The 17,885-nt window shown below is 36.5% G+C and carries 16 protein-coding genes, 4 tRNA genes and 1 pseudogene; 12 read left to right on the top strand and 9 right to left on the bottom strand.

The features are described 5' to 3' along the window. The 3 genes from K4G57_RS03150 to accB all read right to left on the bottom strand — a co-directional run bounded on the left by K4G57_RS03150 (nucleotide 1) and on the right by accB (nucleotide 2,666). Nucleotides 1-756, bottom strand: coding sequence for a flagellin (locus tag K4G57_RS03150; RefSeq protein ID WP_221531804.1), 756 nt, complete (start codon nucleotides 754-756; stop codon nucleotides 1-3). A 96-nt stretch (nucleotides 757-852) separates the two neighbouring features. After that, a complete protein-coding gene (locus K4G57_RS03145; protein WP_221531728.1) occupies nucleotides 853-2,202 on the bottom strand; it encodes an acetyl-CoA carboxylase biotin carboxylase subunit in 1,350 nt (449 codons plus the stop codon). After that, complete coding sequence (gene accB / locus K4G57_RS03140) at nucleotides 2,202-2,666, bottom strand: acetyl-CoA carboxylase biotin carboxyl carrier protein (RefSeq protein ID WP_221531727.1); 465 nt, start codon at nucleotides 2,664-2,666, stop codon at nucleotides 2,202-2,204. The genes K4G57_RS03145 and accB overlap by 1 nt, the downstream gene beginning before the upstream one ends. Nucleotides 2,667-2,802: 136 nt before the next feature. Here accB and dcd point away from each other — a divergent pair, with 136 nt between their 5' ends. Then, complete coding sequence (gene dcd, locus K4G57_RS03135) at nucleotides 2,803-3,363, top strand: dCTP deaminase (RefSeq protein ID WP_221531726.1); 561 nt, start codon at nucleotides 2,803-2,805, stop codon at nucleotides 3,361-3,363. Nucleotides 3,364-3,376: 13 nt separating this feature from the next. On the opposite strand, the gene K4G57_RS03130 is transcribed toward dcd, so the two are convergent. Further along, nucleotides 3,377-4,456, bottom strand: coding sequence for an FUSC family protein (locus K4G57_RS03130; RefSeq protein WP_221531725.1), 1,080 nt, complete (start codon nucleotides 4,454-4,456; stop codon nucleotides 3,377-3,379). Nucleotides 4,457-4,537: 81 nt separating this feature from the next. Further along, nucleotides 4,538-4,760: pseudogene (locus K4G57_RS09070) on the bottom strand (XRE family transcriptional regulator). A 70-nt stretch (nucleotides 4,761-4,830) separates the two neighbouring features. Here K4G57_RS09070 and K4G57_RS03125 point away from each other — a divergent pair. Genes K4G57_RS03125 through K4G57_RS03100 form a run of 6 tightly spaced genes read left to right on the top strand, consistent with a single transcriptional unit; the run spans nucleotide 4,831 to nucleotide 9,659 of the window. Beyond that, entirely contained in the window at nucleotides 4,831-5,535 is a 705-nt protein-coding gene (locus K4G57_RS03125; protein ID WP_221531724.1) for a triose-phosphate isomerase, read from the top strand. A 10-nt stretch (nucleotides 5,536-5,545) separates the two neighbouring features. After that, nucleotides 5,546-6,367 carry an enoyl-ACP reductase FabI gene (fabI, locus tag K4G57_RS03120; protein WP_236033189.1) on the top strand — a complete coding sequence of 274 codons (822 nt, stop codon included), beginning with the start codon at nucleotides 5,546-5,548 and terminating at the stop codon, nucleotides 6,365-6,367. 17 nt (nucleotides 6,368-6,384) lie between these two features. After that, a complete protein-coding gene (fliQ, locus tag K4G57_RS03115; RefSeq protein ID WP_221531723.1) occupies nucleotides 6,385-6,651 on the top strand; it encodes a flagellar biosynthesis protein FliQ in 267 nt (88 codons plus the stop codon). After that, on the top strand, nucleotides 6,651-7,472 hold the full coding sequence (locus K4G57_RS03110; RefSeq protein ID WP_221531722.1) for a UDP-N-acetylmuramate dehydrogenase: 822 nt from the start codon (nucleotides 6,651-6,653) through the stop codon (nucleotides 7,470-7,472). Before fliQ ends, K4G57_RS03110 begins: the two co-directional genes overlap by 1 nt. Before the next feature lie 29 nt (nucleotides 7,473-7,501). Next, nucleotides 7,502-8,494, top strand: a complete 993-nt coding sequence (locus K4G57_RS03105) for a glycosyltransferase family 9 protein (protein ID WP_221531721.1) — start codon at nucleotides 7,502-7,504, stop codon at nucleotides 8,492-8,494. Nucleotides 8,495-8,537: 43 nt separating this feature from the next. After that, a complete protein-coding gene (locus tag K4G57_RS03100; protein WP_221531720.1) occupies nucleotides 8,538-9,659 on the top strand; it encodes an epoxyqueuosine reductase QueH in 1,122 nt (373 codons plus the stop codon). Here K4G57_RS03100 and radA read toward each other — a convergent pair. From radA to K4G57_RS03085, 3 genes are read right to left on the bottom strand one after another with little or no spacing between them, the layout of a single operon-like run. Continuing rightward, nucleotides 9,643-10,983, bottom strand: a complete 1,341-nt coding sequence (radA, locus tag K4G57_RS03095; RefSeq protein WP_221531719.1) for a DNA repair protein RadA — start codon at nucleotides 10,981-10,983, stop codon at nucleotides 9,643-9,645. The two genes, K4G57_RS03100 and radA, sit on opposite strands and share 17 nt — an antisense overlap. Beyond that, nucleotides 10,984-11,871, bottom strand: coding sequence for a signal recognition particle-docking protein FtsY (gene ftsY, locus K4G57_RS03090; RefSeq protein WP_221531718.1), 888 nt, complete (start codon nucleotides 11,869-11,871; stop codon nucleotides 10,984-10,986). Further along, a complete protein-coding gene (locus K4G57_RS03085; RefSeq protein ID WP_236033188.1) occupies nucleotides 11,871-12,548 on the bottom strand; it encodes a TlpA family protein disulfide reductase in 678 nt (225 codons plus the stop codon). Before K4G57_RS03085 ends, ftsY begins: the two co-directional genes overlap by 1 nt. A gap of 209 nt (nucleotides 12,549-12,757) precedes the next feature. Between K4G57_RS03085 and K4G57_RS03080 the strand changes: the two genes are divergently transcribed. The 5 genes from K4G57_RS03080 to metE all read left to right on the top strand — a co-directional run bounded on the left by K4G57_RS03080 (nucleotide 12,758) and on the right by metE (nucleotide 15,758). Continuing rightward, nucleotides 12,758-12,832: transfer RNA gene (locus K4G57_RS03080), tRNA-Gly, on the top strand. Nucleotides 12,833-12,868: 36 nt separating this feature from the next. Continuing rightward, nucleotides 12,869-12,955: transfer RNA gene (locus K4G57_RS03075), tRNA-Leu, on the top strand. Between the two features lie 7 nt (nucleotides 12,956-12,962). Then, nucleotides 12,963-13,037, top strand: a tRNA-Cys gene (locus tag K4G57_RS03070). 15 nt (nucleotides 13,038-13,052) lie between these two features. Beyond that, nucleotides 13,053-13,140 (top strand) — tRNA-Ser (locus tag K4G57_RS03065). 353 nt (nucleotides 13,141-13,493) lie between these two features. Continuing rightward, entirely contained in the window at nucleotides 13,494-15,758 is a 2,265-nt protein-coding gene (metE, locus tag K4G57_RS03060) for a 5-methyltetrahydropteroyltriglutamate--homocysteine S-methyltransferase (protein WP_221531717.1), read from the top strand. Nucleotides 15,759-15,783: 25 nt separating this feature from the next. Here metE and fusA read toward each other — a convergent pair whose 3' ends face one another. Beyond that, on the bottom strand, nucleotides 15,784-17,865 hold the full coding sequence (gene fusA, locus K4G57_RS03055) for an elongation factor G (RefSeq protein ID WP_221531716.1): 2,082 nt from the start codon (nucleotides 17,863-17,865) through the stop codon (nucleotides 15,784-15,786). Between the last annotated feature and the right edge of the window lie 20 nt (nucleotides 17,866-17,885).

The following is a 17,885-nucleotide window of genomic DNA, read 5'->3' as shown; positions in this document are numbered from 1 at the left end:
TTAACCAAGCAATGCGTCTAAACGACTTTGTAGGTATTGTGTGTTAAAAGAACTTGCATAAAGCGTTGCATTTTCTTTTAGTTTTGCGCTATTTAGCTGATTATAGTTTTCTGCCACATCATCTTTCATTAAGCCACCCTCAGCGGTTTTCAAATTCACAATTGTGTTCATGCTTGCATTAATACCAGATTGGATTCCATTCATCGCAGAGCCAATATTTGCACGTTCCATATTTACTCTCTCAATAAAGCCCAAAATGCTTTGCTGGTTATTCACGCTTAAATCTGCGACATTTGGCGCTTGCATATTAATGCTTGCTGTGCCACTGCCTGTTACAAAGCTCATCTGCCCACCAAACACATTCTTACCATTAAAAATAGCTTGACTTGTTGCATCTTGCATAGATTGTGTAAGCGCATTTGCTTCACTTTGAATCATTGCTCTTTGGTCGCTATTTAGTGCTGGATTTCCAAGTGCAACAGAGAGTTCATTCATACGAATTGCAGAATCTGTAATATTTGAAAGCGTCGCATCGGCAATTTGCATAACACCTAGAGCGTCATTTGCATTTCTCACACCTTGACTCATTGAATTTGCTTGTGCTAAAAGCGCATTGGCAATTGCTAAACTTGCACCATCTGTAGCATCAATAGGACGCTGGGAAGAGATTTTCTTTAATGCGTCTTTTTCCTCTTCTTTTGCTTTATTTAAGCTAATCAAACTTTCATTTGTGCTTTGTGAATTCCCGATTTTCATTTTCATCTCCTTGATTTTAGTTTAATTTGCATCCTTGCGACTTCCAAGAGATACAAGCATTTTTTGTTCCACTTTATGCCTCTTTTCACAGAACCACTAGTCATTTTTTTGCTCCAAATACTTAGTATGGACAACGCCTCTTTTAAAATCGTCATTTTTCATCATTTCTTTATGAAATGCAATGGTTGTTTTAATACCTTCTACGCAAAACTCATCTAAGGCACGTGCCATTCTAACAATTGCTTCATCCCGATTGCGTCCCCAAACAATAAGCTTCCCAATCATAGAATCATAAAACATCGGCACAACATAGCCCGCATAAGCATGGCTATCAATGCGCACATTATTGCCACCTGGAGCAATCCACTTTGTGATTTTCCCTGCAGAGGGATAGAATTTCACAGGATCCTCTGCTGTAATTCTACACTCCATTGCACACCCGCTAAAGCTTATAGAATCTTGTTTTGGAAGTTCTTTACCTTCAGCCACTTTAACCATTAACTCAATAATGTCTAAGCCACTTACTAGCTCACTCACTGGATGTTCAACCTGCAATCTTGTGTTCATCTCCATAAAATAGAAATTCTGATTAGAATCTAACAAAAACTCATAAGTTCCTGCCCCTACATATTTAATTGCTTTTGTCGCAGTAATGGCAGTTTTTAACAATTTTTCACGCGTTTTTGGCTTCAGTGTTGGCGCAGGGGATTCCTCAATGAGTTTTTGATGACGTCTTTGAAGCGAACAATCTCTCTCACCAATATGTAAAACATTACCATGTTTATCGGCGATAATTTGCACTTCAACATGCTTTGGCTTATCAATAAACTTCTCCATATAAATTGTGCCATCACCAAATGCACTAATGGCTTCAGATTCCGCTGCTAAATAAGCATTGAACATATTCTCTTCGCATTCTACAATACGCATTCCGCGCCCACCACCACCTGCTGCTGCTTTTAAAATTACTGGGTAGCCAATTTCTTTAGCAAGCTTAATAGCTTGCTCTTTGGATTCCACTGCGCCATCACTCCCGGGAATTACTGGAACTCCAGCATTTTTCATCACTTCCTTTGCCTTGCTTTTATCACTCATTAGTGCCATGACATCTGGTGTTGGACCGATAAATTCTATCTCATGGTGGTTACAAATCTCAACAAAATTTTGATTTTCACTCAAAAATCCGTATCCGGGAAAAATCGCATCAGCTTTGAAAAGCTCCGCGGCAGAAATAATTGCTGGAATATTAAGATAACTCTCACTAGATTTATCTCCACCAATGCACACTTTTGCATCTGCTAAGTCTAAATAATGCGCATCTTTATCTGCCGTAGAATACACAGCAATTGCTTTTTTTCCCATTTCTTTAATCGTGCGAATTGCCCTTAGAGCAATTTCGCCACGATTTGCAATTAAAATGGTATTAATTTCTTTTTGCAAAGGCATTAGAGTCTCTCCACAACAAATAAAGGAGAGTTGTATTCCACAGGTTGCGCATCGTTTGGAATGATCTCCACAATCTTACAATCAAATTCCGCTTCAATTTCATTCATAATTTTCATCGCTTCAATAATCCCTAATGTTTGTCCTTTTTTTACCTTATCACCAACATTAACATAAGCTGGGGCATTTGGACTAGGGCAGCGGTAAAATGTCCCAACCATTGGGGAATTAATCGTATCACCACTTGGCGCTGCTGGAGCTAACGCAGAAGCAACAGGTGCTACCTGTGGAAGGCTTTGTGTAGCTTGAGTTGGAGCTGACGTTGTTTGTGCAACTAAAGTAGGCGCACTCTCTCTACCTGCGCCTTTTTCTAATTTAATTTTAGTCGTATCTTGTGTAATGCTTAGACGATTTAGAGTGCTTGCATCAAAGATTTTGATGAGTTCTTTAATATCTTTAAAATCCATTTCTAAAGCCTTTTTGAAGTTTAATCTAGCATTCCCAAAAGCTAAGCGCCTTTAAGTGCCTTGTATGGAGTAGAATCACTCTTTAATCTGTTATAATATCACATTTAAATAAAATAATCACTTAGCAAGGAATAAAATGGGTTTAAAAGAAGATACTTGGATTAGAAAAATGGCGATAGAACACACAATGATTATGCCATTTTGTGAGAATCAAGTGGGCAAAGGTGTGGTCAGCTATGGGCTTTCTAGTTATGGCTATGACATTAGAGTAAGTAATGAATTTAAAATTTTTACAAATATTAATGCAATGGTTGTAGATCCAAAAAATTTTGATGCGGCAAATGTCGTGGATTTTGTAGGAGATGTGTGCATTGTGCCACCAAATTCTTTTGCGCTTGCTAGAACAGTGGAGTATTTTAAGATTCCACGCAATATTTTAGCAATTTGTCTTGGTAAAAGCACCTATGCAAGATGTGGAATTATTGTCAATGTTACACCTTTTGAACCAGAATTTGAAGGACATATTACCATTGAGATTTCAAACACAACGCCCTTGCCTGCTAAAATTTATGCCAATGAAGGAATTGCACAAGTGTTATTTTTAGAAGGTGATAGGGATTGCGAAGTGAGCTATAAAGATAAAAAGGGCAAGTATCAAAGACAAAAAGGAATTACCCTGCCTAGAATTTTAAAATAGATAGGATTCCAATTTACTCCGCACCAATCCACTTAAAAACAATTTTCCTTGCAATGCATTCCAAAACTCTACGCAACGTCCCCCAATGCATAAATGCTCCGCCAATTAATCCAATAATACTTCCTATGATGATGTCCAAAACTCTAGCTTGAATAATCACATCTGGATTATATTGCATAAAATTACTAACTTCTGCTAAATAAGTAGAATAGGGAGTTAAAAATACCATTGATAACGCATAATTACGCACTACGGTGTATTCTGCAAAAAACATTAAAATCATCATTAAAAGTGCAAATTCAATCGGACTAAATGTAAAATGTAGCAAAAAATAAGCCAAACTTACCCCAGCAATCGTGCCTAGAATCCTTTGGAGTTGCTTAATCCAAATCTGCTTAAAAGTAACTGCTGTCATCACCGCAGCACAACTAATCCCAACCCAATATCCACGATCTAGCTCCAAATGACTTTGCAAAAACATAGCAAACCCAACAAAAGAAGCAATAATTATAGGGTCAATCACAATCACTCCAAAACCGAGCTCTCCGACCTTTGGAATGGGTTTAATAGTATGCTTAAAAATATAAATAACACTTAAAGAATACAACAATACCATAATGTTTGCAACCATCGTCCCAAGCGCAACAAGACCAATTGCCATAGGATAATCCGCCACTTCAAAGGGAATATAAGTCCCAAGAATCGTAGCAAAAGTAAAAAAGAAAAATCCCGGTGCGCCTATACTAAAATACCGCACAACCTGTGCGCTCACAAGTGTTACACCAAAAACAATGAGCGGAATAAGTTGCGGAAAACTCTGCCCCACAAGCCCTAGCGTGAAAGACACAGTGATTCCAAATGCACACGTCATACTTAAAATCATTTTGTGATAAATGGGAGTATCAGGCACATACAAAAAAATCATTGCCCCAATAACAGAAACCAGTCCAAAATTAGGACGACCAAAAAGAGTTGCAACAAACAAAATTACAGCCACACCAAGCGCAGCAAAGAAAGGCATTTGCCACGACCTATCACTTTGATTCCAAGTAAAAATTAATCCGAGTTCTTTTTTTGCTTTTTCCAAAAACATAACAACTCTCTAAATGTGTTAAAATTTTTAAAATTATAGCACTACCAACCACTAACTCCATACAATTCTCAATACTTATATTCAAAAATCTACAATAGAAACCTTTAATCTTTTTGAAATTTTAAAGATGTTCTAGATTAAAATGTTTGCCATATTTGTTATTTTTACAATTAAAAGCTACAGATTTTATACCAATATCCAATACTAAATCCAATTGAGAGATTCCTCTCTATTCTCTTAACTTCCTTACTTGTGGATTATAATTCCAGACTTTGTTTTGGTCTGTTCGCAGGTAAATACACATAGGTATTCATCAAACTCCTAGAAAAACTTCTGCTATAATGCCCAACCAAAATAAACTCTAGGAATCCTTAATGAAAATCATTGCTAGTAATTTTAAAACTAACCACACAAGAAGAAGTACACAAGAGTTTTGCACAACATTAGAATCTTTTTTAAACACACAGAAAAATCCTAATAAAATCACCATTTTCCCCCCAACAACCGCACTTTTAGACAATACTTTTAAGCATTTCTCAATCGGTGCGCAAAATGCTTATTTTACACAATGTGGCTCTTTTACTGGTGAAATCGGTTTAGAGCAACTCCATGAATTTCAAATTCAATCTTTATTAATTGGACATAGTGAGAGACGCGAGATTCTAGGAGAATCTCAAGAGTTTTGCGCACAAAAGTTTGCTTATTTCGCAAGGCAAGATTTTGAGATTTTTTACTGCATTGGCGAGAGTTTAGAAACTAAAAATAAGGGCTTAGATTCTACCTTAGTGTTTTTGGAATCACAATTAAAAGGTATTGCCTTAGACTATCCTAAGCTAATTATCGCTTACGAACCTATTTGGGCAATTGGTAGTGGAATTAGCGCGACTTTAGAAGAAATCACGCAAATCCACACGCGCTTAAAGCAAAAATTAGGTAAAATTCCGCTTCTTTATGGCGGAAGTGTGAAACCACAAAATGTGAGTGAAATCCTAAGCTTAGATGGTGTTGATGGTGTGCTTGTTGGAAGTGCAAGCTGGGAGATTCAAAGCTTTTGCAAAATTTTAGAAAATTCGTTTTAAAGGCTAAATTATGATTATGGAAGGAAAAAAAGGGTTAATTGTCGGTGTAGCAAACAATAAATCTATTGCATATGGAATCACAAAAGCTTGTAAAGCTCAAGGCGCAACCATTGCGCTAACTTATATGAATGAGCAAATCCAAAAGCGTGTGCGTCCAATTGCCGAAGAAATAGGTAGCGGCGCGTATGTGTATGCACTTGATGTAAGCAAAAAAGAGCATTTTGCAAGTTTAAGAGAACACATTCAAAAAGACTTTGGTAAGCTTGATTTTCTTGTCCATAGCGTAGCGTTTGCTCCAAAAGAAGCACTAGATGGTAACTTCCTAGACACTTCCAAAGAAGCTTTCAATGTCGCAATGGAAGTTTCTGTGTATTCTCTTATTGAGCTTTGTCGTGAACTGGAGCCGGTATTAAATGAAAATGCTTCTATTTTGACACTTAGTTACTTAGGTGCAGTTAAACACATAGCACATTATAATGTAATGGGTGTTGCAAAAGCTGCATTAGAATCTAGCGTACGTTATTTAGCACATGATTTAGGACCAAAGGGTATCCGTGTCAATGCTATTTCTGCTGGACCAATTAGAACACTTGCAGCAAGTGGAATCGGGGATTTTAGATTCATTTTAAAATGGAATGAGGCAAATGCTCCTTTACGCAAAAATGTTGGAATAGAAGAGGTTGGAAGCTCTGCAATGTATCTACTCTCTCCGCTTGCAAGTGCTGTTACAGGAGAGATTCATTATGTGGATTGCGGTTATAACATTATGGGGTTAGCAGCAGTTGAGGAAAAAGATGGCAAAGCAGAGATGATTTGGGACTCTATCAAGTAAAAAATAAGGGAAAATTTATGGAAGCGCAGTTAATGAATCTCGCCATTGAAACTTATAAAATTACATTGATTCTATCGCTTCCAATGCTACTTGTTGGGCTTATAGTTGGGCTTATGATTAGTATTTTTCAAGCCACCACGCAAATTAATGAAATGACACTTACTTTTGTGCCAAAAATCCTAGCTGTCATTGCTGTTATTATCTTTACAATGCCTTGGATGTTAAATATGCTAATAGATTTCACAACGCGTATTTTTAACATGATGCCAACTTTTTTGTTTTAATGTTACAAAAAACTATTGACTTCTCACACTACACTAGTGTTAAAATCGGTGCTATCCAGCCTTTAAACTTCATAGAATCCCTAGAAGACTATGATATGTTTTTGCAAAGTGGCACACCTATTAACATTGTTGGCAAAGCAAATAACCTCCTAATCTCTCCAAACGCAAAAAACCTCATCACCCTAAGCAAGAAGTTTGATTATATTAAAGACTTAGGGGATTGCTTAGAAGTAGGCGCAGCAACACCTAGTGGCAGGCTATTTTCTTATGCTAAATGCAAGAATCTATTCGGTTTTGAGATTTTATCCAAACTTCCCGGAAGTATCGGTGGAATCATTAAAATGAACGCAGGACTAAAAACTTACGCAATTAAAGATGTTCTACAAGGAATTCTAATGCTAGATTCTAATACTAAACTTTGTTTTAAAAGTGTGGAATCGCTGGGGCTAACCTATCGTAATAGCGCAATTTCAGGGCTAATATTTGCAGGAATTTTTAAAAAACAGGCAAATTTTAACTCTAGCCTTGTAGAAACCTTCACTAAAATGCGCCAAAATCAACCAAAAGAGCCTAGTTTTGGGAGTTGCTTCAAGAATCCTAAAGGCAATTTTGCAGGTGCATTAATAGAAAATGTGGGCTTAAAAGGTGTAAAATTTGGTAAAAACAAAAGCTTAATGTTTAGTCCAATCCATGCTAATTTTTTAGTCAATCTCGGAAATTCTAGTTTTGAGGAAGCCTTAGATTTAATTCAACTAGCAAAAGAAAAAGTTTATACAGAATCTAAAATCACTCTAGAAAATGAAGTCCAAATCATTCTATAAAACATACGCAGACAAAAGGAGAAAATAATATGAAAATAGCCTTTTATGGGAATTATAACGCAATAGGTGATATTTGCGTATTATTACCTGCTTTATTCGCCCTCTGCAAACTTTATCCCAATGCAGAGATTACTTTTCTAACAACCCATAAAGGAGAGCAATTTGCTAAAAATTCCAACTTTACCACAAACATTACAATTCTCAATGAACAATCCTTGCATACTTTTTTACAATCTACTAACTTAAACTTTTTTATTCTAGCAAACCCAAAAACAGATATTATTAAACTTTTGAAAAAGGCAAATATAGATAAGGTCATTACCTTTTGGCATTTGCACAACCTTATTGCACGAAAATTTAAAATTCTTCCAACAAATCGCTGGAAACAAGCAGATAGAGAACGTTATTTACGACTAATTCGGGCAATTGATGAAAAACACTATGACTCCAATATCCATTTATGCGACTTTCATGAAATTGCCCTACACACAAAAAAAGAAAACCAAAATAAAATAAAAAATATTTTATGCCCTTTAGAGATTCAAAAATATTCCAAAATCATTAACATCAATGCATATTGCCACTCTGCAGATTCAAATTACAATCTAAAAGAACAAGATTGGTGGGAACTTCTCTTAGAGTTTGCATTAATCTATCCACAATTTTTATTTATTTGGACAACTTACGGCAACAAAACTTCCCCTGCTTATCAATTAAAAAATATTTTTGTTTATCACAATGGGAGTGATATTTTTGACTTAATTGAATTAACAAAAATCTTTGATTGCATTATAAGCCCATCAACAGGCAATATAAGCCTAGCAGATATAATGGCAAAACGTATAATTGCTTTTTATCCTTATTATGATGTTATCCGCTATCCTTGTGGAAATTTTAACAATCCTTTCACTTATTATTGTGTTAATAAAAGATGGAAGAGCAAATACCAATACCATATAAAACATTTTAAGATTTGTATTAAAAAGACTTTGGATAATCTTATTCTAGTTGCAAATCCATAAGCAAATGGTTTATAAGATTCTATTCCACAAAAAAGGCAAAATAATGTCCAAGATTCCCTATGACTTCACTAATCAAAACACTACTTTAGTGCACATTTGTTGTAGCGTGGATAGCCATCACTTTTTAACCCAACTTCAAGAAAAATACCCCAATAAAAACTTTTGTGGCTTTTTCTATAATCCTAACATCCACCCCTTTGAAGAATACCAAATGCGCCTTTTTGATGTGAAACGCAGTTGTGCGCAACTTAAGATTCCTCTTATTGAGGGGGAATACAATCTTGCAGAGTGGTTAGAGGGCAGCAAGGGCTTAGAGAATGCTCCAGAAAAAGGAAAACGTTGTAGCTATTGCTTTGATTTTAGATTAGAAAGGAGCGCACAAGTTGCACTAGAATCTCATTGCGTAGAATTTACAACAACTCTACTTGCAAGCCCTATGAAATCCCAAGAGGAACTTTTTGCTCAAGGTGAAACAATTGCCAATAAGCATCATCTTGCCTTTTTGTCTATTGATGTGAGAAGCAACGGAGGGACACAACTCCAAAACAAACTTGCTAGAGATACTAATCTTTATCGCCAAAATTATTGCGGCTGTCTCTATGCTCTAGAAGCTCAACGCAAAAAATCACAAAAGCGTCCCTTAGAACTACTCTCCGTCCTAAATCTCCCAAAAGAAACAAGAAATCTCCCCGCTTTGCGCCTTAAAAACTTTCAAACCCGCACACAATTAGAGCAAACGCAAAAACCTTACCAAATTATTAAGCGTAAAGTGCAACATTACCGCATATTAAGTGGATTATTAAAGGTTGGGGATTGCACGATTCCAAGTTTTATTTGCAACTACTCTATGCTAAACAAACCCATAAAAGCCAAAGTAGAGTTCTGGCAACAAGGTATAGGCTATGCTAATAAAGAAGGAATCTTACTTTTAGAATTTAATGCCTTTAAAGATTTACTAAAAACACAAGATTTCAACACTCTTTTATGTGAAGGCTTAAGTGATACAATACAGCTAAACTTACGCTATCAACTCTATCCTAACGGATTTTTCACCTCACCTATTGTGATTGTAAATCAACGCATAAATCAGACTTTCACCTTAGAAATTGCCTACATTATGCAAGAAGAGGTTCTAGAAGATTTTATCCCTACATCCAATCAATGATTTTTGTAACCTCCTGCACACAAAAACACTTGATTGTTAAATCTTGTTTAATCTTCTTAGGCACGATGGCATGTGTGATTCCAAGTGAGATTGCCTCTTTTAACCTTTGTTCTGTGTTTGGCACATCACGTACATCTCCTACTAAACTCACCTCTCCAATAAACACGCTAGAATTAGATAAAGCACGATTTCTAAAACTTGATAAAATTGCTGCAACAATGGCTAAATCCGCCGCTGTTTCTAAGATTTTAATCCCACCTGTAATATTAATAAACACATCGTAGCGATTAAGAGGGATTTCTAATTTACGCTCTAAAAGGGCTAAAATCATATTTAAGCGGTTAGAATCAAATCCTGTGCAAGCACGTTTTGGAACACCATAAGCACAATCACTAACCAACGCTTGCACTTCTAAAACAAGTGCTCGAGAACCCTCCATAACAACACTTAACGCACTTCCTGGACTCGAAGTTTTTTTTGAGAAAAAGATTTTAGAAGCTTCTTTTGCGCCCACTAAACCATTGCTTTGCATTTCAAAAATTCCAATTTCGCTTGTGTTGCCAAAACGATTCTTAAATCCACGCAAAAAGCGCAATTCACGACTAGAATCCCCTTCAAAATATAACACACAATCTACCATGTGCTCCAAAATCCTAGGACCTGCAATCGCGCCATCTTTTGTAATATGCCCAATGATAAACACGCAAATTCCATATTCTTTTGCAAGACGCATTAGCTCAAAAGTTACCTCACGCACTTGCGAAACACTTCCCGGACTTGAAGTAATCCCCTCACTATAAAGTGTTTGAATACTATCAATCACAACTAGGCTATAATCTTTGCTTTTAATTGCCACTAAAATTTCTTCTAATTTAATTGCATTCAACAAATAAAGATTCTTGTCCAACGCGTTTAATCGCTCTGCTCTTAGCTTAATTTGCGAAGCACTCTCCTCTCCGCTAACATATAGAATTTCCTTACCACTCTTTGCTAAATTACTTGCGATTTTTAGAAGTAGCGTGGATTTCCCAACACCAGGACTCCCACCAACAAGATACATTCCCCCAAGAACGATTCCACCCCCTAGCACAATATCAAGCTCACTCTCCCCAGAGCTAAAGCGCACAAACTCTTCTCTTTGCACTTCTGTAATGGGTGTAACTTTCACACTTTTAGTCGCTAAACTCTTAAAGGCTTCAATTTGCTCTTCTTTTAATTCTAAAAAGCTCTCCCAAGCTCCACAATTAGAGCATTTCCCAAGCCATTTAGAACTTTGAAATCCACAATGTTGGCATTCAAAAACTTGTATCTTTTTTTTTGCCATTTAATCGGTAAATATGGAATCTAAAATTGTTTGGATATAACGATTTTCATCAAAAGCAACCAAATCCTCCGCTCTCTCACCTACGCCAATATAGAGAATTGGAGTGCGTAAAACATAAATCATGCTAAAAATCGCCCCCCCTTTACTTGTGCCATCAAGCTTAGTGATAATCACACCATCTACGCCCCCTAGAGTTTGACTAAAAATCCTAGCTTGTTCTAAACTTGAAGTGCCTTGTGTGCCATCTAAAACCAAAATTTTGCGATGTGGCGCACCCTCTTTTGCCTTATCACAAATGCGCATAATTTTTTGAAGCTCTTGTTGTAAATTACTCTGATTATGCAAACGCCCAGCTGTATCAATAATCGCAATATCAAGGTTTTTTGCTACCGCTGAAGTTATTGTATCAAATGCCACAGCCGATGGGTCATGCCCCATTTGTGAAGCAATTACTGGAATTCCTAATCTCTGTCCCCAAAGTTTTATCTGCTCAATAGCTGCAGCCCTAAAAGTATCTCCAGCACCCAAAACCACACTTTTTCCTTGTGATTGATATAAATGCGCTAACTTAGCAATTGTTGTTGTCTTCCCTGCGCCATTAACACCTACAATCAAATCCACACAAGGTTTTGCATTAATCTCTTTAGCTTGAACTTTATCATAATAGCTCTCTCCACGAAATAAACGCAATAAAGCAACTTCTAGCTCATTTTTACTAATCTCATCACCTAAAGGAGATAAAATCATTTCTACTAACTCATAATCCATATCTGTTGCAATTAAAATTTCCTCTAATACTTCCTTGCTGATTTTTTTCTGTGTTTTAGGAAACAAATCGCGAATATTTTGCGTAGTCTTTTCTAACGTTTTTTTAAAGATTCCAAACATTACTGCACCTTCTCTTTAAAATTCTGCAGCTCTTGTCGTTCCTCTAGATTCTGTAAGTTTTGGGATAAATCAAATTCTATCATCTCCTCTGGAACCGCTCCTAAATAGTGAATAATATACTCTCCATTTTCTCTATACATCGCAATTAATGGCACACCCTCTATTCCACCAAGTGTCCTAAAAAGCTCTACACGATTTTCATCTAAGATAAGTGGTATATTAAGCATATTTTCCTCACTAAAAACTTGCACCGCGCCTTTAAAATTCTCCATCTCTCCTACTAGATCATCAATAGGGATCCCAAAAAACGCAATCTTATCTCCAAATTGATTTTTGAGATTTTCTAAATGTGGCAAAATTCCTTTGCAAGGGTCGCACCAAGTCGTAAAAAATACCAAAATTTTAATGCTCTTTACTCCATTTACATCTGTAACACTCAAATCTTCCAAAACACTTGACTTTGATTCTAGAAAAGCAAACTCATTCTGCCCTTTTTGTCCCTTTTGATTAATCACCAAAGTCTCACCATTGTTTGCTTGTAGTGTCAAATTCTCTAAAAGTTTTTGTTTCTTTTCTGGCATTGTCGCCTCTGTTGTTATCTCTTGTGTGCTTTCTTCACAACCAGCAAATATCAACAAACACGCACTAAATAAGATTCCAAACCAAGCTAATTGCATTATATTCCTTACCTCTTAAAAAACAAAAATTATACCAAATTTCTTACAATTTTCCCTATTTATACTTAAGCACTTAGGCACTTAATTAGGCTTGCAGCAAACTTACAAAACACATATTGAAATTAGAATCAATCTTTAACACATTATTTTAAAAATCCCTTGATTTTTTATTAAAGCATCGCTATAATTTCACGCTCACTTATGCACATGCGGGAGTAGCTCAGTGGTAGAGCATAACCTTGCCAAGGTTGGGGCCGCGGGTTCGATCCCCGTCTCCCGCTCCATTTTGAAAATTATAAGAGTAAATTCTAATAACACAAGCCCGGGTGGTGAAATGGTAGACACAAGGGACTTAAAATCCCTCGGACATTGTGTCCGTGCCGGTTCAAGTCCGGCCCCGGGCACCACTTAGGTGGCGACATAGCCAAGTGGTAAGGCAGGAGCCTGCAAAGCTCTGATTCCCCAGTTCAAATCTGGGTGTCGCCTCCAATTTTTTATTTTTATCGGGAGATGGCTGAGTGGTCGAAAGCGGCGGTCTTGAAAACCGTTGAGGGTCACACCTCCGGGGGTTCGAATCCCTCTCTCCCGGCCACTCTTTCCCATAATTTTTCTAGCACCAGCAAAGACCCAAAACTTTATAAATAACTTAGAAAACATAAAAATGCCTTTGTAGTTGGGTTTTTATAAACTAGTTTTGCATCACTGCACCAATCCTTTGCATACTATCAACTTTAATACAAAATCACAAAAATAAACTGCTTTGCTTTTCGTCTGTCTTGATTTATTTAGCAATGGATTCCATTTGTCATCTTATTTTTCTCCGCTTTACTAAAATATAATCATAATCCTTATGGAATCTACAATTTTAAATTAATAAATACATATTGTATTTATTAATTAATTTTGTTAATATTGCATCCTTAATTTTAAATTTAAAGGACACAAATGGCGTTAAATATTTTAGGTTTTCCTAGAATTGGAAAGAATAGAGAACTCAAAAAGGCTTTGGAATCTTACTGGGCTAAAGAGAGTTTAGAATCAGAATTATTAGCATGTGCAAGCGCACTTAAAAAGGAACATTGGGAATTACAAAAATCCCTAGATTATGTATGTGTGAATGATTTTAGTTTGTATGATAATATGCTAGATCTTGCCTTTGCACTTGGTGCGATTCCTAAGGCTTATGAAGGATTGCAAGGATTAGATTGTTATTTTGCAATGGCTCGTGGTAATAAGAATCTAAAAGCTCTTGAAATGACAAAATGGTTTAATACAAATTACCATTATGTTGTCCCAGAGCTTGATATAAATTATAAATACATATTGAATACAAATTTTATTAAAGAATCTTACAAAGAAGCAATTGCTTTTGGATTCCGTCCAAAGATTAGCCTGATAGGATTTTTTACTTTTTTTGCATTAAGCAAAATTACAAATGGTGAAATTAAGGCGGTATTTAAAAAAGTTAAAGAGACGTATTTAAACTTAATTAAGAACCTTGTCCAAGAATTAAAAGGTGAGCTTGTGATTGAATTTAGCGAACCTGTGTTTGTAAAAGGATGGACACCATTAGAAAAACTCGGAATCTCGCAAGATTCTGTAATTGAATTTTATAATGCAGTGAATGCACTTGGAATTAAAATTATTGTTAGCACATTTTTTGAACACAGCAAGGAGCTAACAGAAACACTAGTGCAAACAAATATTTATGGAATCGGTTTGGATTTTGTTTATGGAGAGAAAAATCTACAAAGCCTTGAAATCCTTGCAAAGAGTGATAAGGTGCTATTTGCTGGAATTATTGATGGACGCAATGTTTGGGTAGCAAATTTGGAATCCAAACTTGCTCTTTTGCAAAATATCGCAAAAAAGATTCCACACGAACGCATTGTGCTAAGTAGCAGCTGCTCACTTTTACACTTGCCTTTTAGCACAGAAAGTGAGACAAAAATGGATAAAGAGACTTTGTCATGGCTATGTTTTGCAAAAGAAAAAATTACAGAATTAGAACTTTTAGATTCTGTATTTAGGAATGGAATTTCTCCTAACAATAAGACAAAATGGGAACAAAATATTACCATTAACAAAACACGAAAAAATGCAACAAAAATCCACAATGCAAATGTGCAAGAGCGTCTAAAAGAACAAACCATCACAACGCGCGCTTTGCCATTTAACGATAGAATAAAAATCCAAAGAGAGACACTAAATTATCCAACTTTAGCCACAACAACTATCGGTTCTTTTCCACAAACTCCAGAATTAAGGGCTTTAAGAAGAAATTATAAAAGTGGTGCAATTTCCAAAGAAATCTATGAAAGTGGAATCCAAGATTACATCAGAGATTGTGTGCGCTTTCAAGAAGAAATAGGCTTAGATGTTTTAGTGCATGGAGAACCAGAACGCAACGATATGGTGGAGTATTTTGGTGAGCGCCTAAGAGGCTTTGTCTTTAGTCAAAATGCTTGGGTGCAGAGCTATGGAAGCCGATGCGTTAAACCCCCTATTATTTATGGCGACATTGCAAGATTGGAAGATATAACATTACAATGGACATTGTATGCGCAAAGCCTAACAAAAAAACGCATCAAAGGTATGCTAACGGGTCCTGTTACGATTCTAAATTGGAGCTTTGTACGTGACGATTTAGAGCGCTCTGTGATTTGTAAGCAACTTGCACTTGCCTTAAGAGATGAAATTGATGCCTTGCAAAATAATGGAATCCTCATTATTCAAGTTGATGAAGCGGCATTTAAAGAAGGCTATCCATTAAGGATTGAGAATGTCTTGGAATATGAGCGTTGGGCGCTAGAATCCTTCAAACTTGCCACTGCTATTGCAAAACCACAAACACAAATCCATACACATATGTGTTATAGTGAATTTAATGACATTATTAAAACCATTGAAGACATGGATGCTGATGTAATCAGCATTGAAACTGCACGCAGTGGAAACAAATTGCTTAAAGTTTTTAAATCACAGGGTTATCAAAATGAAATTGGACCGGGAGTTTATGATATCCATAGTCCTAGGATTCCAAGTGTAGAAGAAATTAAAAAACAGATTCTATCTCTCTTAGAAGTATTGCCAAAAGAACAATTATGGATTAACCCCGATTGCGGATTGAAAACTAGAAAATGGGAAGAAGTTAAACCCAGTCTTAAAAATATGATAGAGGCTACAAAAGCAGTGCGCAAAACATTATAAGCCCCCCTTTTTTTAAAGGGGCTAATTAACCATTACGTTTTTCCATAATTTCTTTAGAAATATTGCTTGGCACTTCACCATAATGGTCAAATTCCATTGTATATGTTCCACGCCCTTGTGTTGCGGAACGCAAATCTGTGGAATAACCAAACATTTCAGCAAGTGGGACAAAAGCATTAACAATTTTTAAACCCATTCTATCATCCATAGAGTTAATTTGCCCACGTCTTCTATTTAAATCACCAATCACATCTCCCATATACTCTTCTGGAACTTCAACTTCAACTTTCATCATAGGTTCTAACAAAACTGCTCCAGCCTTTCTGCATGCGTCTTTAAATGCCATAGAACCCGCAATTTTAAATGCCATTTCAGAAGAATCCACATCATGGTAACTACCATCAAATAGTGTAACTTTAAAATCCACAACTGGATAACCTGCAAGCACACCATTTTGCATTGCTTCTTGAATCCCTTTATCAACTGCCGGTATATATTCTTTTGGAATCACACCACCACTAATATTATTGACAAACTCATAACCTTTACCCGGCTCTTGTGGCTCAAGTTTAATAAAGACATGACCATATTGTCCGCGACCGCCAGATTGTTTTGCGTATTTACACTCTTGCTCAACACTTTGACGAATCGTTTCACGGAAAGCAACCTGTGGCTGTCCAACTTCCGCTTCTACTTTAAACTCACGTTTTAATCTATCTACGATGATTTCTAAGTGAAGTTCACCCATACCAGAGATGATTGTTTGCCCAGATTCTTCATCTGTATGCACTCTAAAACTTGGATCCTCTTCAGCAAGTTTTGCAAGTGCAAGCGCCATTTTTTCTTGATCTGCTTTTGTTTTTGGCTCAACAGCAATGGAGATTACCGGATCTGGGAACTCCATTCTCTCTAAAATAACAGGATCTTTTTCAGAACATAGTGTGTCGCCCGTTAAAGTCTCTTTTAAACCCACAAATGCGCAGATTTCACCCGCATAAACTTCCTTAATATCTTCTCTTTTATTAGAGTGCATTTTAAGTAATCTACCCACACGTTCTTTTTTGCCTTTTGTAGAATTAATCACATAGCTTCCAGATTCTAAACTTCCACGATAAACACGCACGAATGTTAGTTGTCCTACAAATGGGTCTGTCATAATCTTAAATGCAAGCCCTGCAAACTCACCATTATCGGTAGATTTTACGCTAATTTCTTTTTCTTCATCTTTTGGATCTACACCGCGAATGTCTGCAACTTCTGTTGGTGCTGGTAGATATTCAACAACAGCGTCAAGTAATGTTTGCACACCCTTGTTTTTAAAGCTTGAACCACATAACATTGGAATCATTTCCATTGCTAAACAAGCTTTCTTAATTCCTGCTTTGATTTCTTCAATACTTAACTCTTCACCTCCTAAGTATTTTTCCATCATTGTTTCATCTTGTTCTGCTACTGCTTCAAGTAATTTTTCGCGATATTCCTGCGCTTTATCCATCAGCTCCGCTGGAATCTCCTCAATATCGTATTTCGCACCCATTGACTCATCATTCCACACATAAGCTTTCATATTTACAAGATCCACAACACCCTTGAAGTTATCTTCTGCTCCAATTGGAATTACAATTGGCACTGGTCTAGCTTTCAATCTTGTTGCAATTTGAGACTCTACATTGTAGAAATTCGCACCAATCCTATCCATCTTATTTACAAATACAATTCTTGGAACGCCATATTTATTTGCTTGTCTCCAAACTGTTTCACTTTGAGGTTGCACACCACCTACAGAACAAAATACCGCAACAGCACCATCTAAAACGCGCATTGAACGTTCAACTTCAATCGTAAAATCCACATGCCCTGGGGTGTCAATTAGATTAATTTGATAGTCTTTCCAAAAACAAGTTGTCGCGGCAGAAGTAATTGTGATTCCGCGTTCTTTTTCTTGCTCCATCCAGTCCATTGTTGCAGCACCATCATGGACCTCACCAATTTTGTGACTCACACCTGTATAGAACAAAATGCGCTCAGAAGTTGTTGTTTTTCCTGCATCAATATGCGCTGCAATTCCGATATTTCTAATTTTATTTAATGGGGTTTTTCTTGCCATATTTGAATCCTTTAGGATAA

It is taken from the genome of Helicobacter turcicus, from assembly GCF_019711685.1.
Lineage (GTDB): Bacteria > Campylobacterota > Campylobacteria > Campylobacterales > Helicobacteraceae > Helicobacter_D > Helicobacter_D turcicus.
This window is presented reverse-complemented; position numbering and strand designations above follow the sequence as displayed.

Excerpts from the sequence above, each read along its gene's own strand:
- K4G57_RS03150 (WP_221531804.1), bottom strand. The coding sequence starts at position 756 with ATGAAAATCGGGAATTCACAAAGCACAAATGAAAGTTTGATTAGCTTA.
- K4G57_RS03145 (WP_221531728.1), bottom strand. The coding sequence starts at position 2,202 with ATGCCTTTGCAAAAAGAAATTAATACCATTTTAATTGCAAATCGTGGC.
- accB (WP_221531727.1), bottom strand. The coding sequence starts at position 2,666 with ATGGATTTTAAAGATATTAAAGAACTCATCAAAATCTTTGATGCAAGC.
- dcd (WP_221531726.1), top strand. The coding sequence starts at position 2,803 with ATGGGTTTAAAAGAAGATACTTGGATTAGAAAAATGGCGATAGAACAC.
- K4G57_RS03130 (WP_221531725.1), bottom strand. The coding sequence starts at position 4,456 with ATGTTTTTGGAAAAAGCAAAAAAAGAACTCGGATTAATTTTTACTTGG.
- K4G57_RS03125 (WP_221531724.1), top strand. The coding sequence starts at position 4,831 with ATGAAAATCATTGCTAGTAATTTTAAAACTAACCACACAAGAAGAAGT.
- fabI (WP_236033189.1), top strand. The coding sequence starts at position 5,546 with ATGATTATGGAAGGAAAAAAAGGGTTAATTGTCGGTGTAGCAAACAAT.
- fliQ (WP_221531723.1), top strand. The coding sequence starts at position 6,385 with ATGGAAGCGCAGTTAATGAATCTCGCCATTGAAACTTATAAAATTACA.
- K4G57_RS03110 (WP_221531722.1), top strand. The coding sequence starts at position 6,651 with ATGTTACAAAAAACTATTGACTTCTCACACTACACTAGTGTTAAAATC.
- K4G57_RS03105 (WP_221531721.1), top strand. The coding sequence starts at position 7,502 with ATGAAAATAGCCTTTTATGGGAATTATAACGCAATAGGTGATATTTGC.
- K4G57_RS03100 (WP_221531720.1), top strand. The coding sequence starts at position 8,538 with ATGTCCAAGATTCCCTATGACTTCACTAATCAAAACACTACTTTAGTG.
- radA (WP_221531719.1), bottom strand. The coding sequence starts at position 10,983 with ATGGCAAAAAAAAAGATACAAGTTTTTGAATGCCAACATTGTGGATTT.
- ftsY (WP_221531718.1), bottom strand. The coding sequence starts at position 11,871 with ATGTTTGGAATCTTTAAAAAAACGTTAGAAAAGACTACGCAAAATATT.
- K4G57_RS03085 (WP_236033188.1), bottom strand. The coding sequence starts at position 12,548 with ATGCAATTAGCTTGGTTTGGAATCTTATTTAGTGCGTGTTTGTTGATA.
- metE (WP_221531717.1), top strand. The coding sequence starts at position 13,494 with ATGGCGTTAAATATTTTAGGTTTTCCTAGAATTGGAAAGAATAGAGAA.
- fusA (WP_221531716.1), bottom strand. The coding sequence starts at position 17,865 with ATGGCAAGAAAAACCCCATTAAATAAAATTAGAAATATCGGAATTGCA.